Raw genomic sequence first — 16,795 nt, 5'->3', positions numbered from 1 at the left:
ACCAACGTACCGGAGGGCCCTCCGCTTAGCAATCCGACACCGGACGGACGACCCGCACCCGTGAACCCGAAACCGACCCGCCGCGACGCCCTCGACAACCGGGAGCGCATCCTGGCCGTCGCCCGCGAGGCCGTCGCCGCGTCGAGCGGCGCCTCCCTCACCGCGATCGCCAAGCAGGCGGGCGTCGGCATCGGGACGCTCTACCGGCACTTCCCCACCCGGGAGGCGCTGATCCTGGAGCTGTACCGGCACGACATCCAGCACCTGATCGACCGCGCGCCCGCGCTGCTGGCCGAACATCCGCCGCTCGCAGCGCTACGACTCTGGTTTGACGAAGTCGCCCACTACGGGCGGCTCAAATACGGCGTCGCCGAGGTCATCCACGCGGCGACCGACGGGGGCGCGGACGACGAGTACTTCGCGCCCTTCGTGGCCGCGATCGACGTCCTCCTGAAGGCCGGGGCCGCCGACGGTTCGCTGAAGTCCGGTATCGACCCGGAGGATGTGCTGCTCCAGCTCAGCGTGTTGTGGCGGATCGATCCGGCGCGGCCGGGCTCGGAGGAGCGGGCCGGGCGGATCCTCGATCTCATCGTCGACGGGCTGCGGGCGACTCCGTAGGGGCCGTGTCGTCGAACGCCTCCGCCGTCACTCCGAACGCCTTCAGCACCAGCCGGTCCCGCAGGCCGTCCGGCAGGAACCGCAGCAGGGCGAGGGCGCGGCCGTCGCGGCCGGTGGTGGTGAGGGTGGCCGGGTGGCGGGTGGTCAGGGCGCGTACGACGGCGTCGACCGCGGGGGTGACCGGACCGAGCGGCCGGCGGGCGGCTGTCGCTCGTACGGCGTCCAGGGCGCGGGCGTAGTGCTGCTGGGTCCTGGCCGAGGCCGCCCAGCCCAGGTCCGCGCTCGCCTTGTCCGCCGTCGCGAAGATCGGGGTGTCCATGGCGCCGGGTTCGACGAGGGTGACCTTGACGCCCTGGTGGCGGAGTTCCGCGCGCAGGGAGTGGGTGAGTGCGGCGAGCGCGGCCTTGGAGGCGGCGATGGGGCCGAAGAAGGGCGGCGGGACACGGGCCGAGACGGCGCCGACGTTGACGATGCGGCCGCCGGACGCCCGTAGCGCGGGCAGGAACGCGCGGATCACGGTGGCCTGGCCGATCACGTTGATCTCGAACTGGCGGCGCCACGCCTCGACGGGCGTCAGTTCGACGGGGCCCTGGCCCATGATCGCGGCGCTGTTGACGAGTCCGTCGAGCCGCGCTCCGACCTGCTCGGCCGCGGTGAACACCGAGTCCTCGTCGGTCAGTTCGAGCCGGACGGGGGTGAAGCCGGCGTCCCGGAGCGCTTCCGCGTCCTCGGGGCGGCGGTGGGCGGCGTACACGGTCCAGCCGGCGGTGCGCAGGGCGCGTGCGACGGCGGAGCCGACGCCGCCGGTGGCGCCGGTGACCAGGACGGTGCGGGGAGTGGACAGGGGAAGCTCAGCCACAAGGGCCGCCTTTCACAAGGGAGTTCAGAACACCATGGAGACCGGTGTCCCTCTCACCCTGCGCCGGTGGGCCGCCCGGTTGAAGAGTGCAGAATTGACTGGTGCCAGCGACACCACCACCAGAATCCGGGGATCACGGCCGCAAGGCCCTCGCCGCCTTCCTGCGGTCCCGCCGTGAGCGCGCCGACCCGGACGGTACGGGGCTGCCCGCGGGTGGCCGGCGCCGAACTCCCGGTCTGCGCCGCGAAGAAGTCTCCCTCCTCTCGGGTGTCAGCCTGACCTGGTACACGTGGCTGGAGCAGGGCCGTGACATCAACGTCTCCCCGCAGATCCTGCTCGCCCTGGCCCGCGCGCTGCAGTTGGACGAGGTGGAACGCGCCCACCTGTTCCGGCTGGCGGGCAGGCCGGCGCCCGAGCCGGCCGAGCGGTCCCTCCAAGTACCGGACGCCGTACGGGCGTTCCTCGACACGCTGATGCCGAACCCCGCGTTCGTCATCGACCGCTGCTTCGACGTCCTGGCCTGGAACCGGGCCCAGGAGGCCGTCCTCGGCGCCGCCCTCCTCGACCGGCCGCGCCGTGAACTCAACAGCGCCTGGCTGCTGTTCAGGGAACCCGGCATCCGCGCCCTGATGCCCGAGTGGGAGGCGGAGACGGAGTGGATGGCGGGCCTGCTGCGGCAGCAGGCGGCGTACGAACTGGACAACCCGCGCTTCGCCGAGCTGATCGACGAACTCACCACCACCAGCCCGCACTTCGCACGTCTGTGGGAAGCACACGAAGTGGTGGAGTTCCGCTCCTCCGTGCGCCGCTACCGCCACCCCTCCGCGGGTGACATCGAGGTGTCGTACGTACGGCTCGCGGTGCAGGAAGCGCCCTGGCTGAGCCTGATCTGTCACTTCCCGGAGCCCGGCAGCGAGTCGGAGAGACGGCTGCGCGGGCTGGTTACCCTTCCTGAATGACCACCACGCCAGATTTCGCCACGTACCTCGCCGGACTCCCCCGCATCCTCGCCGGGGCCGCCGCGCTCTTTCGCGACACCGAGGGCAACGTCCTGCTCGTCGAGCCCAACTACCGTGAGGGCTGGGCTCTTCCGGGCGGCACCATCGAGTCGGACGACGGCGAGACACCGCGCCAGGGAGCGCGCCGCGAGACGCTGGAGGAGATCGGCCTCGACGTCGAACTCGGGCAACTCCTCGCCGTGGACTGGATCTACCACGGGCCGGAGTACCCGCCACTGGTGGCCTACCTCTACGACGGCGGAGTCCTCACCGCGAACGACCTCAAGTCGATCCGGCTCCAGGAGGAGGAACTCCTGTCCTGGCGCCTCGTCCCGCGCGACGAACTCACCGAGTACCTGCCGGGTTCCCTGGGACTCCGGGTCCTGGTCGGGCTCGACGTACTGGCGGAGGGGGCGGGGACGGCGGAGCTGGAGAACGGGCGACGGGTGGGCTGAGCCCCTTCCCGACGGCCCCGCCGGTCTCAGCCCTCGACCTCGCGGGGTTTCACGTCCACCTCGCGCCGCGCGTCGTCGCGGGCCTCGGCCCTGGCCTCGGTGCGGTGGCCGCGCTGGATGTAGTCGCGGACGACGAGTTCGACGGCGTCCTGCGGGTTGTTCACTCCTGCGAGGACCATGACTTCCACGACGAGCGCTGCGTCGAGCGAGACGTTCACCTTGGCCATGCGTGGACGCTAGCACCCGCCGGCGCGCCCCGAACATCCGCACGAGGCAAGGAATCCACCGCACCGATGACCGGCCCTTCCCCCGTGGACGACGACCGCGGTTGCCTGCGTCTGGTCCTCGCCGTACCGCTCGTCCTGCTCACCCTCACCGCCGTGTTGTGCTGCTGGACGGCGCTGACCATCCGCCCGTCGGGGCCCTGGGACGGCGACGCGTACGCCGGGATCGTCCTCTCGTGCGTCCTCGCGATCGGTGCCGCCGGTGCGGTGGTGGCGGTGTGCTCGCTGCCGTCCGTGCGGCGGATCACGGGCTGGTGGTGGACGGGCCCCGCCGTACTGGCCGGTGCGATCGCGGCGATCCGCTGGGCGACGGGCGGTTGATATCCGTTCGCCTCCCGGCGCCCGGGCGACCTACCCTCGGCCCATGAACAAGCCTCTCGTCGCCCTCCTGAGTGGCGCGGGCATCTCCACCGACTCCGGCATCCCCGACTATCGCGGCCCCAACGGGCTGTGGCGGCGCGACCCCGAGGCCGAGAAACTCGTGACGTACGAGTACTACATGGGCGACCCCGAGATCCGCCGCCGGTCGTGGCAGATGCGCCGCGACAACCGCGCGCTCCGGGCCGAGCCGAACGCCGCGCACCGGGCGGTGGCCGAGTTGGAACGGTCCGGGGTACCGGTCAGGGTCATCACACAGAACGTCGACGGACTCCACCAGCTCGGCGGTGTGCCCGCCCGCAAAGTGCTCGAACTCCATGGCAGCGCACGGAGTTTCGTGTGCACGAAGTGTCATGTGCGGGGCCCGATGCAGGACGCCCTGGCCCGCGTCGCGGCCGGCGAGGCGGACCCGCCGTGTCTGGAGTGCGGCGGAATCCTGAAGTCGGCGACCGTGATGTTCGGCGAACGCCTCGACCCGGCGGTCCTCGGCGAGGCCGTCGCCATCACCAAGGCCTGCCAGGTCTTCATCGCCGTCGGTACCAGCCTCCAGGTCCAGCCCGCCGCGGGCCTCGCCGGCGTCGCCGCCGACCACGGCGCCCGCCTGATCATCGTCAACGCCGAGCCGACGCCGTACGACGAACTCGCCGACGAGGTCGTACGAGAGCCGATCGGGACGGCTCTGCCCGAGCTGCTGCACCGGCTGAGCCAGGAGCGGGACTCCTAGGCGCCGACGGCATCGACGACAGCAGCGGTTTGGACCGCTCCAACGGGTTTCGCCCGGATCACGTCCACGCCCGCTTCCTCGAAAGCCGTCCAGGCCGCGGCGCCGGGCACCGCGTCGGTCACGACGACATCCAGGTCCTCCGGACCGCAGATCTTCACCATGCCGGTTCCGGGGAACTTGGTGTCGTCGACGAGCAGCGCCACCTTGTCACTGGCCGCGATCATGGCCCGTCTCGCGGGCACTTCGGCGACCGTGGTGTCCATGACCTGAGCACCCGCGCGGACCCCGCAGGCTCCCATGAAGAGCCAGTCGGCGTGCACCTGGCGAAGGTTGTCCTCCGCCATGAAGCCGTCCAGCATGCGCGACTCCCGTACGACCATGCCGCCGAGCAGCATGAGCTGGACGTGCTCGTCCTGGACGAGTTCCTCGTACACCGCCAGGTTGTTGGTGATCACGGTGATCCGGCGCCCGTGCAACCGCCGGGCGAGCCGGTGAACCGTCGAGCCGGAGTCCAGGATGATCGACTGACCGTCCTCGATCATCCTGACCGCCTCGGCGGCTATGGCGTCCTTCACGTCCACCTGGGCCTCGGCAGCCTCGGTGAACGGTGCGGGAGCCTCCTCCACGACCGCTCCGCCATGAACCCGCGTGAGCAGCCCGTCCGCTTCCAGCTTGAGGAGGTCACGACGGATCGTCGCGGCACTGGCGTCCAAGCGGCCGGCGAGATCCGTCACGGTGACAGTGCCGCCGGATCGCAGGGCCCGCAGGATGAGTTGGTGTCGTTGTTCGGCCAGCACGCGACAGGACACTACACGGACCTGCCGAACGACTCCTTTCAACTCCCGTGCCCGCAAAGCACTTTGGCGGGATCCGGCGCCCGTCGGGCGAGCGCTCAGAAAAGCGCCGCCCCGCTCTCGAAGTCCAGCAGGCGCTGCTTGCGGTCCAGGCCGCCGCCGTAGCCCGTGAGGCTGCCGTTCGCGCCGACGACCCGGTGGCAGGGGACGATGATCCCGATGGGGTTCTTGCCGTTGGCGAGGCCGACCGCGCGGGAGGCGCCCGGGTTGCCGAGGGCGTCGGCGAGGTCGCCGTAGGAGCGGGTCTCGCCGTAGGGGATGCGGCGGAGCTGGTCCCAGACGGTGCGTTGGAACGGGGTTCCGTGCAGGCGCAGTTCGAGGGTGAACTCCTTCAACTCGCCCGCGAAGTACGCCTGTAGTTGGGCGGTCGTCTCGGCGAAGGGGGTGTCGTCGGGAGTGCCGAAGGACTCCTCCGGGGGGCGGTGGCGCTGGTCGACCATGTAGAGGCCGCACAGGGCGCCGTCCTCGTCCGCGACGAGGGTCAACGGGCCGTAGGGGCTGTCGATCACGGTGTGGTGCTTCATGTCGTCCGTACTCCGCTGTCTGCGATTCCCTTATACGGGGAGGAAGTTGATCGGGTGGGTGTCGGTCGCCCACAGGTACTGGACCGCGTACGCCCGCCACGGCCGCCAGGCCGCCGCGCGGGCGGTGAGGGCGGCCGGGGTCGACGGGAGGCCCAACTCCTGTGCGGCGCGCCGGATTCCGAGGTCGGTGGGGAGGAAGGCGTCGGGGTCGCCGAGGGCACGCATGGCGATGACGTCGACCGTCCAGGGGCCGAAGCCGGGAAGGTTCAGCAGTTGGGCTCGCGCCTCCGCCCAGTCGCTCTCCACTCCCAAGTGGAGCGTCCCGTCGGCCAGTTGGGCGACGAGCGTGGTGAACGTGGTGCGGCGGGTGTTCGGCATGGCGAGCGACTCCGGGTTCACGGCCGCCAGTGCCTGCGGGGACGGGAACAGGTGGGTCAGGCCGCCCTCGGGGTCGTCGACCGGTTCGCCGTGGGCGGTGACCAGGCGGGCCGCGTGGGTGCGGGCCGCCGCCGTGGAGACCTGCTGGCCGAGTACGGCCCGTACGGCGAACTCGGCCTCGTCGACCGTGCGCGGGACGCGGCGGCCCGGTGCCTTGTCCACCAGCGGGGCCAGGACGGGGTCCGTACGGAGCTGGTCGTCCACCGCGACCGGGTCGGCGTCCAGGTCGAGCATGCGGCGGCAGCGGCTGATGGCCACGGGCAGGTCGCGCAGGTCGCTGAGCGTGAGGCGGCAGGCGATGTGGTCGGGCTGGGGGGTGAGCGACGCGATGCCGTGGCCGTAGGGGAGGCGGAGGGTGCGGCGGTACGCGCCGGCCCGCCACTCCTCGACGCCCGGTACGGCGGTCGCCGCCAGGTGGCCGAAGAGGTTGTCGGGGTTGAGGGGGGCGCGGAACGGCAGGCGGAGGGTGAGCGTGCCGGGGGTGAGGACGGTCGTCCTCGGGCGCCTGTTGCGCAGCTCGCTCGGGGAGAGGGCGAAGACCTCGCGCACGGTGTCGTTGAAGGTGCGGATCGAGGAGAAGCCGGCGGCGAAGGCGATCTCCGCCATCGGGAGCGCGGTCGTCTCGATCAACAGCCTTGCCGTCTGGGCGCGTTGGGCGCGGGCCAGGGCGAGGGGGCCGGCGCCGAGTTCGGCGAGGAGCTGGCGTTCGATCTGCCGGGTGCTGTAGCCGAGGCGGGCGGCGAGGCCGGGGACGCCCTCGCGGTCCACCGTTCCGTCGGCGATCAGGCGCATCGCGCGGGCGACCAGGTCGGCCCGCTGGTTCCACTCCGGGGACCCGGGGCTGGTGTCGGGGCGGCAGCGCTTGCAGGCCCGGAAGCCCGCCTGCTGGCAGGCCGCCGCGCTCGGGTAGAACGTCATGTTCTCGGGCTTGGGCGGTACGACCGGGCAGCTGGGCCGGCAGTAGATGCGGGTGGTCAGGACGGCCGTGAAGAACCAGCCGTCGAAGCGCGCGTCCTTGGACTGGACCGCGCGTACACAGCGCTCCGTATCGGTGTGCATCCCGTTCTGCATATGTCCAGCATCCGATACGGGCCGGGCTCGGGCTGGCGGGAATCCGACATCGACGTCGCGTGGCCTGGTCCTCGCCCCGGTCGGTGCCGGTGGAGGCCGGGCTTATCGGTTTGTGGTGTGAGACGCGGCTTTGTAGCGTCGACCTCCGTGACCCCTCCCTCACCCTCGCACAGCGCCGATTCCCTCCCGGCCCGCCTCGACGCGGCCCGGAGCGACTACGAAGCCCTCCTCGCGAAGAAACTGTCGCTCGACCTGACCCGCGGCAAGCCCTCCGCGCGGCAGCTCGACCTCTCCGCCGAACTCCTCTCGCTGCCCGGCGACCGGTACACCGCCGCCGACGGCACGGACTGCCGCAACTACGGTGGCGCGGAAGGGCTGTCGGAGCTCCGGGAGATCTTCTCCGGGTTCCTCCAGGTACCGGCAGCGCAACTGCTCGCCGTGGGCAACTCCAGCCTGGAGCTGATGCACGACTGCCTGGTGCACGCACTGCTCGGCACGCTTCCCGGAGCGGCGCGCCGCTGGGCGGACGAGGAGCGGGTCGCGTTCCTGTGCCCGGTCCCCGGCTACGACCGGCACTTCGCGCTGTGCGAGCGGTTCAGCATCGAGATGATCCCGGTGCCGATGACCGCCGAGGGTCCCGACATGGACGTGGTGGAGCGCCTGGTCGCCGAGGACCCGGCGGTCAAGGGCATCTGGTGCGTGCCCAAGTACAGCAACCCGGACGGGACTTGCTACAGCGACGAGACCGTACGACGGCTCGCCGCGATGCCGACGGCGGCGCCCGACTTCCGGATCTTCTGGGACAACGCCTACGCCGTGCACCACCTCACCGAGGAAGAGGTGGAGATCGCCGACCTGTTGGCGGCCTGCGCCGAACACGGCAGCCCCGACCGGGTCTTCGTCTTCGGGTCCACCTCGAAGATCACGCTCGGCGGTGCGGGCGTGGCGTTCTTCGGCTCGTCCCCGGCCAACGTGGCCTGGCTGCGCGGCTACAGCGCCAAGCGTTCCATCGGCCCCGACAAGGTCAACCAGCTGCGGCACGCGATGTTCCTGCGCGATCCCGACGGGGTGCGTGCCCATATGCGCAAGCACCGTGAGCTGCTGCGGCCGAAGTTCGACACCGTGCTGCGCATCCTCGCCGACCGGCTGGGAGACACCGGTCTCGCCACCTGGTCGACGCCCAGGGGCGGTTACTTCATCACCCTCGACGTCCCCGACGGCTGCGCCCGCGAGGTGGTGCGCCGCGCGGCGGACGCCGGTCTCGCGCTCACGCCGGCGGGCGCCACCCACCCGTACGGCGACGACCCCCAGGACCGTACGATCCGGATCGCCCCCTCCTTCCCGGACGCCTCGGAGATCGAGGAGATCATCGACGGGGTGGCCACGTGTGTACGGCTCGTGGGCTACGAAAAGCTGGTGGCGGACGCGAGTTGACCCGGTGCGAGGCACCGCACACCGGACGTCCCGGAGGTGTGCGGTACCTCACGCCACGGTTACAAATCGCTCAACCTCTGGTTGCGAAGCGGTGAGCAGTCCACGATGGGGACATGACCCTGGCCGAGAGAGCCATGCAGCGACTGACAGGCTGGCCCGACCTCAGTCCGGGCCCGGCCAGCTGTGGCACGGGGCGGGCGCTGCGATCCGTCCACAGCGAGATCGTGCACTTCCACTCCGACCACGATGTGGATCTGCATCTCACCGTCGGGGCGATCCTGCGGTTCCATCATGATCTCAGTGAGTCGACGGCGATCCGGATCATCCCGGGCTCCCGCTGGGTGACCGTCCACCTGGACTGCGAGACGGACGTCGACCTGCTGCTGAGCCTGGTCAGCGTCGCCCTCAAGGCACACGCGGGCGGGCCCCCTTCCGGGAACCCGCCCATGACCGGGTGCAACTTCCACCGGGTGACACTCGTGCCGCGCGACGGCGACTAGGACCGGTCCAAAAGGACCTCGCCCCTAGAACACCGCCGCCGTGTCGTCCTCCCCCGCCTCCAGCAAGGTCGCCGCCGCGCCCACGATGCGTGGGTCGGGGCTGCCGACGACCTCCTCGTCCTTGTCGGCGTAGTCGAAGCGGGCGAGCACGCTGCGCATGGCCTCGACACGGGCCCGCTTCTTGTCGTTGCTCTTCACCACGGTCCAGGGCGCCTGCTCGGTGTCGGTCTCCCGGAACATGGCGACCTTGGCGGCCGTGTAGTCGTCCCAGCGGTCCAGGGACTCCAGGTCCATCGCACTGAGCTTCCACTGCCGTACAGGATCCACCTGGCGGATCGTGAAACGGGTGCGCTGTTCACCCTGTGAGACGGAGAACCAGAACTTGATCAGGTCGATGCCGTCGTCCGCCAGCATCCGCTCGAACAGCGGGGCCTGGCGCATGAAGCGGCGGTACTCGTCGTCCGAGCAGAACCCCATCACGCGCTCCACGCCGGCCCGGTTGTACCAGGACCGGTCGAACAGCACGATCTCGCCTGCGGTCGGCAGATGCTGGACGTAGCGCTGGAAGTACCACTGACCGCTCTCGCGCTCGCTCGGCTTCTCGAGCGCCACCACACGGGCACCACGCGGGTTCAGGTGCTCGGTGAACCGTTTGATCGTGCCGCCCTTGCCGGCCGCGTCGCGCCCCTCGCACACGATGACGAGACGACGGCCGGTCTCCTTGACCCAGCGCTGGAGCTTCAGCAGTTCGATCTGCTGGAGCCGCTTGTGCCAGTCGTACTCCTTGCGCTCCATGCGCTCTTCGTACGGGTAGTTCTCCCGCCAGGTGTCCACCGGGCTGCCGTCGGGCCGGATCAGCACCGGGTCGTCCTGGTCCGTGTAGTCGACGCGCAGCCCCGACAACAGCTCAGTCATCCCGGCCTCCTTCTCGATGGTGTTCGGTTGATCACTGGTATCAGCGGTATTCAGTGGAACTGCGGCACGATGAGATATATGCCGTATGCCACGACAGCCGCACAGGCGAGAAAGCACAACCCCGCCTGGGCAAATCCGAGGGCGTGGGTGCCGCCGTCCTGTTCGCGGGCGGCCTCGACCTGGGCGATGCCGAGCACCCCCAGCGCGAAGACGACGACCACACCGACGGTCACTCCGACACTCACCGCGAAGACCTCGCCGAGGGCGTTCCAGTCCACACTCATCAGTCAACTCCCTTGACTCAGGCGGCCGTACGGACGTCCGAGGACGCGCCACCGCGGATGGTGACCTCGTGGGTCTCATTGACGTTGTCCGCGTGCACGGGGTTGCGGCGCGAGGCGATCACGATGAATCCGGCCACGGCGGCGGCGATCAGCGCGATCAGGGCCGTACCGAGGTTGCCGCCGTGCTTGACGACGCTCGCGGACAGACCGCCGACCGCGGCGGCGGCCGGAAGGGTGACCAGCCAGGCGATGACCATACGGCCGGCCGTACCCCAGCGCACCTCGGCGAGGCGCCTGCCGAGGCCCGCGCCCAGGATGCCGCCGGAGCAGACCTGGGTGGTGGAGAGCGCGAAGCCGAGGTGGGCGGAGGTGAGGATGACGGTCGTGGAGGCGGCCTCGGCCGCGAAGCCCTGCGGCGACTCGATGTCGGTGAGGCCCTTGCCCATCGTGCGGATGATGCGCCAGCCGCCGATGTAGGTGCCGAGGCCGATCGCGAGGCCCGCCGAGGCGATGACCCACACCGGCGGACCGGCGTCGTGGCCGAGCGCGCCCACGGAGATCAGGGTCAGGGTGATGACGCCCATCGTCTTCTGCGCGTCGTTCGTGCCGTGCGCGAGGGAGACCAGCGAGGCCGAGGCGATCTGGCCGATCCGGAAGCCCTTGGTGACCGAGTCCTTGCGGGCCCGGGCGGTGATCTTGTAGGCGAGGTAGGTGGCGAGGAGAGCGGCGATTCCGGCCACGAGCGGGGAGGCCACCGCCGGGATCAGGATCTTCTCCACGACCTTGTCGAAGTGGACGCCGTTGGAGCCCGCGCCGACCCAGACGGCACCGATCAGGCCACCGAAGAGCGCGTGCGAGGAACTGGACGGGAGTCCCAGCAGCCAGGTCAGGAGATTCCAGAGGATCGCTCCGACGAGCCCCGCGAAGATCATCCCCGGTGTGACCAGGGTGTCGTCGACGATGCCACCGGAGATCGTCTTGGCGACTTCCGTGGACAGGAAGGCGCCGCCGATGTTGAGGGCCCCACTGATCAGGACCGCCGTTTTGGGCTTCAGCGCCCCGGTGGCGATGGATGTCGCCATCGCGTTTGCGGTGTCGTGGAATCCATTGGTGAAGTCGAAGGCCAAGGCCGTGACGATGACGACGGCCACGAGGAACGTGATGTGGTCCATCGCTCGATGGAAGCAATCGAAGGCGTACATTCGGCCAACCGGAGGCCAAATCCAGGCATGGCCCGGTCAACGTAGGCCTACGTACGGCACACTCCGGCCCTCGTTCGCACCTTCCTCCACTCCATGCGCACACTTCCTTCTTTTTATGGCATGGCCCGGTCAAATCTGCGAAGCTTCCCCCGCGATCACGCACCAGCTACGCGCGTTCCCGAGGCCACCCGCCGGCACACCCAGTCCGGCCGGGCGGCCACCGAGCAGGCCGGAATCCCGGCCGCCGTATAAGGAGTTCCGTGTGAGACCGACCCCCCACAAGGCTCTCGCAGCCGGCGTCTTCGCCGTCGCCGCGGTGGCCGCCCTCTCGCTCCCCGTCACCCCGGCCGCCGCGGCACCGGACGCGGCTCCCGTGGCCGCCGCCTGTGCCCCGGCGCAGGTGGTCGCCAACGGCGGCTTCGAGAGCGGCACCACGTCCTGGACCCAGTCCTCGACGACCGTCATCACCAGCCGCACCGGGCAGAGCGCCCACGGCGGCACCAGCTTCGCCTGGCTGGACGGCACCGGCGGCACGCACACCGACACGCTCTCCCAGAGCGTGACGATCCCGTCCGGCTGCGCCAGCGCCACGCTGACCTTCTGGCTGCACATCGACACCGCCGAGACGACCTCGTCCACCGCGTACGACAAGCTCACGGCGAAGATCGGCAGCACGACGCTGGCGACCTACTCGAACCTGAACAAGGCCACCGGATACGTTCAGAAGTCGTTCGACGTGTCGTCGTTCGCGGGCCAGACCGTGAGCCTCGCCTTCTCCGGTGTCGAGGACTCCAGCCTCCAGACGAGCTTCGTCGTGGACGACATCGCCCTCAACACCTCGGGCGACACCGCCCCGCCGGCCGACTCGACGCGTACACCGGCCGCCCCGGCGTACACCGTGAGCCTGAGCAGCAACACCGCCGGCACGGTCTGGACCGGCCACGAGAGCACGACCTTCACCAACGCCTCGGCCACTCCGCTGACCGAGGTGTACCTGCGGCTGTGGGACAACTACCACGGCACCTGCACCGCCCCGCCGATCACGGTCACCAATGTCACCGGCGGCACCGCGGGCGCCCTCTCGGTCGCCTGCACGGCCCTCCAGATCGCGCTGCCGACCCCGCTCGCGCAGGGCCAATCCACCACGATCGGCTTCGACTTGGGGATCACTGTCCCCAGCGGCGCCGACCGGTTCGGCTACGACGGCGCGTTCAGCATGATCGGCAACGCGCTGCCGGTCCTCGCGATCAAGGACGGCTCGGGCTGGCACCTGGACCCGTACACGAACAACGGCGAGTCCTTCTACTCCCTGGCCGCCGACTTCAAGGTGACCCTGGACCACCCGACCACCCTGCTGGTCCCGGCCACCGGCGCGTCGGTCGACACCGCCGGCTCCAGCGGCCGCACGATCACCACGGCCACCGCCTCCAAGGTCCGCGACTTCGCGTGGGCGGCGGGCCCGTTCACCAAGATCTCGGGTACGTCGACGGCGGGCACCCCGATCAACATCTACTCGGTGACGGGCATCAGTTCGGCCAACGCCCAGTCGATGCTGACCACGGCCAAATCAGCAGTCGACGCCCACGCGGGCCGCTTCGGGGCCTACCCGTACGGCGAGTTGGACGCCGTCATCGACAACAACTTCTGGTTCGGCGGCATGGAGTACCCCGGCTTCGTCCTCGACCTGGTCAGCACCACGGCCCTCACCCATGAGATCGGCCACCAGTGGTTCTACGGCATCGTCGGCGACGACGAGTACAACAGCCCCTGGCTGGACGAGGCGTTCACCGACTACGCCACCGACCTGGCCCAGGGCCTGACCGGCACCAACTGCTGGAACAGCGTCTCCTGGGCGTCCTCGGCGGAGAACATCACCAACTCGATGGCGTACTGGGACGCCCACTCGTCCCGCTACTCCACCGTCGTCTACGGCTACGGCAAGTGCGCCCTGCACGACCTGCGCCGCACCCTCGGTGACACGGTGATGGCCAAACTCCTGAAGGACTACGCCACTTCGCACTGGTACGGCGTCTCGACCACGGCCGAGTTCAAGGCGGCGGCCCAGGCCGCGACGACCACGGACCTGACCTCGTTCTGGACGACACACCGCATCATCGGCTGATCATCGGCCGGCGGAAGGGGGGTTGGCGGTGGCACGCCGACCCCCCTCTGCGGTCAGACCCGTCGTGTGGGTGCCACAGCGGCCGGCGGTACGACGGTCCCGCCGGCCTCCGTACGCCAGGCGTCGGCGAGTTCGGCGGGGAAACGCCGGCCGCTGCGGACGAGCACGACCCCGGGGGCGAGTTCGACCTCGTCGCCGGGCCGAAAGGACCGGTCCACTCCGGGCGGCAGCGTCTCCCAGGGGCCGGGCACACCTCTACGGCCGGCGCCGCGCATCCGTGTCCCGTAGGTGCTGACATCTCGGACCAGGAGCGTCCCGCCCCGCGCGGAGAGCGCCACATGCCGGCGGCTGACCCGCGCGGCGACCTCCGGCGACAGCAGACTGTGCAGGGCGATGCCCTCAGGTCCCGGCAGCCGTCCGACATGGGCCTCGGAACCCTCGGCGAGGGTGTAACGGGCCACGCAGACACGGTCGATGACGACCTTGAGCTGGGCGGCGGCGGGCCTCGGCCCCTCGTCGGCCAGCGGGGCGCCGTGCAGTTCGCAGGTGGGGACACCGCGCCGCATGCGCGGCAGCAGGACGCGGTCACCCCGGTGGACGTCGTAGAGCGTGCAACGGGGTTCCGGGCAGCGCCAGTTGCGCATGACGACCTCGGTCAGCGGGGTGCGGGCCGGGCCGAGCAGGCCCTGTTTCTTCAGGGCCGCGAGTTCCATGCGGTAGGAGATCTCGGCCTCCGTGCGCACGCCCATGTCCATGGCCACGAGGGCGACCGAGCCGTCGGGGCGGGGCTCGGGTCTGAGGAACTGCCAGGTGTTCCCCTGGATCCACGGGTGTTCCACGCGATGGTCGACGTACTGGTCCCCGGTGACGACCCGGGTACCGGTCATCCGCGCCAGGTCCAGGACGCGCTCGTCGGCGTCGTCCACCTCCTCGACCAGCCCCTCGGCCACCCACCGGCGCAGCCGCCGGACCTCGGCCGGATCGCCGAACTCCCGGTGCCCGCCCAGCAGACTGGTGTCGGCGACGAGGTAGACGGAGACATCGGGGTCCCCCGTGAGTTCCGTCAACGCCCGCAGGACGAGGTCGAGTCGGCGCAGCGAGCGCGGTCCTCGGGGGCCGATGGAGGTCTGGCGTACGACGTTGGAGAGTTCCAGCAGATAGTCGGCGCCCTCCGCCGAAGGGACCAGGTGGTGTTCCATGCGCGCCTCACCGTCCGACGTGACCGTCAACTGCCCTGATTCTCCCCGAACTTCGCCTTGATTCCTTGATCTCCTCGGGCCCTTCCGGATGACCGGGTTGCACCGGTACGATCACTCGCCTGGCGAGGGGGGCCGATCATCTTGAACGACGCTGGAAACGCTGGCCACTTGAGACCGTTGGGTCCCGACGACCCGCAGGACGTGGCCGGTTACCGACTGCTCGCCCGGATCGGCGAGGGCGGCATGGGGTCCGTCTATCTCTCGCGCACCCGCGGCAACCAGCCGGTCGCCCTGAAGGTGATCCGCCGGGAGTACGCCGAGGACGAGGAGTTCCGCCGCCGTTTCGAGCAGGAGGCGGCCGCCGCCCGCCGGGTGCAGGGTTACCACATCGTCCCGGTCGTCGACCACGACACCACCGGGCCACAGCCCTGGCTCGCCACCGTCTATGTCCCCGGCCTCGCCCTGGACCGGGTCCTCGCCCGGTACGGGACGCTCCCGCTGCCCACGGTGCTCCAGCTGACCGGCTGCGCGGCGGAGGCGCTGCAGGCCGTGCACAAGGCCGGTGTCATCCACCGGGACATGAAGCCGAGCAACGTCCTCGTCGGCTCCGACGGCCCCTGGATCATCGACTTCGGCATCGCACGGGCCGCCGACGCGACCCAGCTCACCCGCAGCGGCGGGCTCATCGGCACCCCGCAGTTCATGTCGCCGGAGCACGCGAACGGCCAGGAACAGACCCCGGCCGCCGATGTCTTCTCCCTCGGCCTGATCGCCGCCGTGGCCGCGACCGGCCGCCATCCGTACGGCGACTCGGGGGCCATCACGCTGGCCACGAAGATCGCCAACACCGAGTTCCGCCCACCGGACCTGTCCTCGTACCCCGAGCCGCTGCGCACGATCCTGGAACGCACCCTCATCGCCGACCCGGCTGCCCGCCCGACCCCGGCCGAACTGGCCGACCTGTGCCAGGAGTCGGCGGGCCGCCCCTTGCGGGACTTCACCGGCTGGCTGCCCGCCGCGGTCGCGGAGGACATCGCCCGGCAGGAGCAACTCGCGCTTGAGGAGGGGGTGTCGGGCGGCGATGTGAGCGTCGCGGGTGCCTCCACGGGTGCGGGTGCGGCCGGCGCGACGACCGTACCGCCCGACGGGTACACACCCACCCACGTACCGGGGTCGGGGCCCGGCGAGCCGACGCAGCATGCCCCGACACGGCCGCCCCGGCCCCCGGCCGACCCGGCGCCCCCGGCTTCGGCTTCGGCTTCCGCTTCGGTACCGACGGTACCGACCCGCAGGCGAACCCCGCTGGTCGTCGGCGCCGCCGCGCTCGCCGTGGTGGTTGTGGCCACCGCGGCCTGGGTCCTCACCCGCGACGACGACAAGGGCAAGGACACCGCCGCACAGGGAGGCGGCGGAAAGACCGCCTCGTCCCCCAGCACGAGCGCAGGCACGAACACGACCGCAACACCGAACGGCTACACCACGGTCTTCAAGGCCGAACCCCTCACCCTGCGCGCCCAGTTCACGACCGGCCGCAGCTCGTACACCAACGTCGACCTGGACGCACCGCGGATCGACACCCACGCCTCCAGCTCGACGACCGGGGCCGAGCTGCAGTACGCGGAGTGGGGCACCGCCCACACCCTGAACCTCGTGACGACCATGGGCAAGAGCGCGGGCCCCACGCCGGAACAGTGCGCCCAGGGCGCGGCGGCGAACGCGCTGCCCTCCCAACTCGCCGACGCCGACCAGGGCAAGGAACTGACCAAGGGCACACTGTTGTGCACCGTCACCGACGAGAAGAACCTGGCGCTGCTCGACATCAAGGACGTCGTCGTCCGGAAGGACGCCTCCGGCGTCGAGGCCCGCGACTACGTCACCGAGCTGACCCTCTGGAAGACGCCCTGACGGACGGGGAGTTGAGCACCCGCTCCCCGAC

The 16,795-nt window shown here is 70.5% G+C and carries 18 protein-coding genes; 9 read left to right on the top strand and 9 right to left on the bottom strand.

Annotated elements, in window-relative coordinates; all coding sequences use genetic code 11:
• Positions 1 to 60: 60 nt before the first annotated feature.
• Positions 61 to 618, top strand: a complete 558-nt coding sequence (locus tag JHN45_RS09280; RefSeq protein ID WP_200711550.1) for a TetR/AcrR family transcriptional regulator — start codon at positions 61 to 63, stop codon at positions 616 to 618.
• Here JHN45_RS09280 and JHN45_RS09275 read toward each other — a convergent pair.
• Complete coding sequence (locus tag JHN45_RS09275; RefSeq protein ID WP_201048656.1) at positions 587 to 1,477, bottom strand: SDR family NAD(P)-dependent oxidoreductase; 891 nt, start codon at positions 1,475 to 1,477, stop codon at positions 587 to 589. The two genes, JHN45_RS09280 and JHN45_RS09275, sit on opposite strands and share 32 nt — an antisense overlap.
• A 101-nt stretch (positions 1,478 to 1,578) precedes the next feature.
• Here JHN45_RS09275 and JHN45_RS09270 point away from each other — a divergent pair, with 101 nt between their 5' ends.
• Positions 1,579 to 2,436 (top strand): helix-turn-helix transcriptional regulator, encoded by an 858-nt coding sequence (locus JHN45_RS09270; protein ID WP_201048655.1) that lies wholly within the window; start codon positions 1,579 to 1,581, stop codon positions 2,434 to 2,436.
• A complete protein-coding gene (locus JHN45_RS09265) occupies positions 2,433 to 2,930 on the top strand; it encodes an NUDIX hydrolase (protein ID WP_201048654.1) in 498 nt (165 codons plus the stop codon). The genes JHN45_RS09270 and JHN45_RS09265 overlap by 4 nt, the downstream gene beginning before the upstream one ends.
• Positions 2,931 to 2,956: 26 nt before the next feature.
• Here JHN45_RS09265 and JHN45_RS09260 read toward each other — a convergent pair whose 3' ends face one another.
• A complete protein-coding gene (locus JHN45_RS09260; protein WP_200711274.1) occupies positions 2,957 to 3,157 on the bottom strand; it encodes a type II toxin-antitoxin system VapB family antitoxin in 201 nt (66 codons plus the stop codon).
• A gap of 66 nt (positions 3,158 to 3,223) precedes the next feature.
• Between JHN45_RS09260 and JHN45_RS09255 the strand changes: the two genes are divergently transcribed.
• Both JHN45_RS09255 and JHN45_RS09250 read left to right on the top strand, forming a co-directional pair.
• Positions 3,224 to 3,535, top strand: a complete 312-nt coding sequence (locus JHN45_RS09255; RefSeq protein WP_201048653.1) for a hypothetical protein — start codon at positions 3,224 to 3,226, stop codon at positions 3,533 to 3,535.
• A 43-nt stretch (positions 3,536 to 3,578) separates the two neighbouring features.
• Complete coding sequence (locus JHN45_RS09250) at positions 3,579 to 4,316, top strand: Sir2 family NAD-dependent protein deacetylase (protein ID WP_201048652.1); 738 nt, start codon at positions 3,579 to 3,581, stop codon at positions 4,314 to 4,316.
• Here the strand turns inward: JHN45_RS09250 and JHN45_RS09245 are convergent.
• The 3 genes from JHN45_RS09245 to JHN45_RS09235 form a co-directional block, all read right to left on the bottom strand.
• The gene (locus JHN45_RS09245; protein ID WP_201048651.1) at positions 4,313 to 5,113 is read right to left on the bottom strand and encodes a DeoR/GlpR family DNA-binding transcription regulator; all 801 of its coding nucleotides are present in this window, start codon (positions 5,111 to 5,113) and stop codon (positions 4,313 to 4,315) included. The two genes, JHN45_RS09250 and JHN45_RS09245, sit on opposite strands and share 4 nt — an antisense overlap.
• 95 nt (positions 5,114 to 5,208) lie before the next feature.
• Complete coding sequence (locus tag JHN45_RS09240) at positions 5,209 to 5,694, bottom strand: methylated-DNA--[protein]-cysteine S-methyltransferase (protein ID WP_201048650.1); 486 nt, start codon at positions 5,692 to 5,694, stop codon at positions 5,209 to 5,211.
• A 30-nt stretch (positions 5,695 to 5,724) separates the two neighbouring features.
• Entirely contained in the window at positions 5,725 to 7,191 is a 1,467-nt protein-coding gene (locus JHN45_RS09235; RefSeq protein ID WP_201048649.1) for an AlkA N-terminal domain-containing protein, read from the bottom strand.
• A 159-nt stretch (positions 7,192 to 7,350) separates the two neighbouring features.
• Here JHN45_RS09235 and JHN45_RS09230 point away from each other — a divergent pair, with 159 nt between their 5' ends.
• Together JHN45_RS09230 and JHN45_RS09225 are read left to right on the top strand one after the other, a co-directional pair.
• Positions 7,351 to 8,637, top strand: coding sequence for an aminotransferase class I/II-fold pyridoxal phosphate-dependent enzyme (locus tag JHN45_RS09230; RefSeq protein ID WP_201048648.1), 1,287 nt, complete (start codon positions 7,351 to 7,353; stop codon positions 8,635 to 8,637).
• A gap of 113 nt (positions 8,638 to 8,750) precedes the next feature.
• Positions 8,751 to 9,137 carry a luciferase family protein gene (locus tag JHN45_RS09225; RefSeq protein ID WP_019071279.1) on the top strand — a complete coding sequence of 129 codons (387 nt, stop codon included), beginning with the start codon at positions 8,751 to 8,753 and terminating at the stop codon, positions 9,135 to 9,137.
• Positions 9,138 to 9,161: 24 nt separating this feature from the next.
• On the opposite strand, the gene ppk2 is transcribed toward JHN45_RS09225, so the two are convergent.
• Genes ppk2 through JHN45_RS09210 form a run of 3 tightly spaced genes read right to left on the bottom strand, consistent with a single transcriptional unit; the run spans position 9,162 to position 11,508 of the window.
• Complete coding sequence (gene ppk2 / locus JHN45_RS09220; RefSeq protein WP_200711282.1) at positions 9,162 to 10,052, bottom strand: polyphosphate kinase 2; 891 nt, start codon at positions 10,050 to 10,052, stop codon at positions 9,162 to 9,164.
• Between the two features lie 50 nt (positions 10,053 to 10,102).
• On the bottom strand, positions 10,103 to 10,336 hold the full coding sequence (locus JHN45_RS09215) for a hypothetical protein (RefSeq protein ID WP_200711283.1): 234 nt from the start codon (positions 10,334 to 10,336) through the stop codon (positions 10,103 to 10,105).
• Between the two features lie 17 nt (positions 10,337 to 10,353).
• Positions 10,354 to 11,508 (bottom strand): inorganic phosphate transporter, encoded by a 1,155-nt coding sequence (locus JHN45_RS09210; protein WP_201048647.1) that lies wholly within the window; start codon positions 11,506 to 11,508, stop codon positions 10,354 to 10,356.
• 292 nt (positions 11,509 to 11,800) lie between these two features.
• On the opposite strand from JHN45_RS09210, the gene JHN45_RS09205 reads away from it, so the two are divergent.
• Positions 11,801 to 13,660, top strand: a complete 1,860-nt coding sequence (locus tag JHN45_RS09205) for a M1 family aminopeptidase (RefSeq protein WP_201048646.1) — start codon at positions 11,801 to 11,803, stop codon at positions 13,658 to 13,660.
• Between the two features lie 53 nt (positions 13,661 to 13,713).
• Here JHN45_RS09205 and JHN45_RS09200 read toward each other — a convergent pair whose 3' ends face one another.
• Positions 13,714 to 14,859, bottom strand: a complete 1,146-nt coding sequence (locus JHN45_RS09200; protein ID WP_201048645.1) for an FHA domain-containing protein — start codon at positions 14,857 to 14,859, stop codon at positions 13,714 to 13,716.
• 168 nt (positions 14,860 to 15,027) lie between these two features.
• Between JHN45_RS09200 and JHN45_RS09195 the strand changes: the two genes are divergently transcribed.
• Positions 15,028 to 16,764, top strand: a complete 1,737-nt coding sequence (locus JHN45_RS09195; protein WP_236583513.1) for a serine/threonine-protein kinase — start codon at positions 15,028 to 15,030, stop codon at positions 16,762 to 16,764.
• Positions 16,765 to 16,795: the final 31 nt, after the last annotated feature.

The organism is Streptomyces sp. MBT53 (assembly GCF_016654115.1).
Classification (GTDB): domain Bacteria; phylum Actinomycetota; class Actinomycetes; order Streptomycetales; family Streptomycetaceae; genus Streptomyces.
Note: the sequence above shows the minus strand (reverse complement) of the source record. Positions and strands in the feature narration are given on the sequence as shown.

Excerpts from the sequence above, each read along its gene's own strand:
- JHN45_RS09250 (WP_201048652.1), top strand. The coding sequence starts at position 3,579 with ATGAACAAGCCTCTCGTCGCCCTCCTGAGTGGCGCGGGCATCTCCACC.
- JHN45_RS09225 (WP_019071279.1), top strand. The coding sequence starts at position 8,751 with ATGACCCTGGCCGAGAGAGCCATGCAGCGACTGACAGGCTGGCCCGAC.
- JHN45_RS09265 (WP_201048654.1), top strand. The coding sequence starts at position 2,433 with ATGACCACCACGCCAGATTTCGCCACGTACCTCGCCGGACTCCCCCGC.
- JHN45_RS09260 (WP_200711274.1), bottom strand. The coding sequence starts at position 3,157 with ATGGCCAAGGTGAACGTCTCGCTCGACGCAGCGCTCGTCGTGGAAGTC.
- JHN45_RS09215 (WP_200711283.1), bottom strand. The coding sequence starts at position 10,336 with ATGAGTGTGGACTGGAACGCCCTCGGCGAGGTCTTCGCGGTGAGTGTC.
- JHN45_RS09240 (WP_201048650.1), bottom strand. The coding sequence starts at position 5,694 with ATGAAGCACCACACCGTGATCGACAGCCCCTACGGCCCGTTGACCCTC.
- JHN45_RS09235 (WP_201048649.1), bottom strand. The coding sequence starts at position 7,191 with ATGCACACCGATACGGAGCGCTGTGTACGCGCGGTCCAGTCCAAGGAC.
- ppk2 (WP_200711282.1), bottom strand. The coding sequence starts at position 10,052 with ATGACTGAGCTGTTGTCGGGGCTGCGCGTCGACTACACGGACCAGGAC.
- JHN45_RS09200 (WP_201048645.1), bottom strand. The coding sequence starts at position 14,859 with ATGGAACACCACCTGGTCCCTTCGGCGGAGGGCGCCGACTATCTGCTG.
- JHN45_RS09255 (WP_201048653.1), top strand. The coding sequence starts at position 3,224 with ATGACCGGCCCTTCCCCCGTGGACGACGACCGCGGTTGCCTGCGTCTG.
- JHN45_RS09210 (WP_201048647.1), bottom strand. The coding sequence starts at position 11,508 with ATGGACCACATCACGTTCCTCGTGGCCGTCGTCATCGTCACGGCCTTG.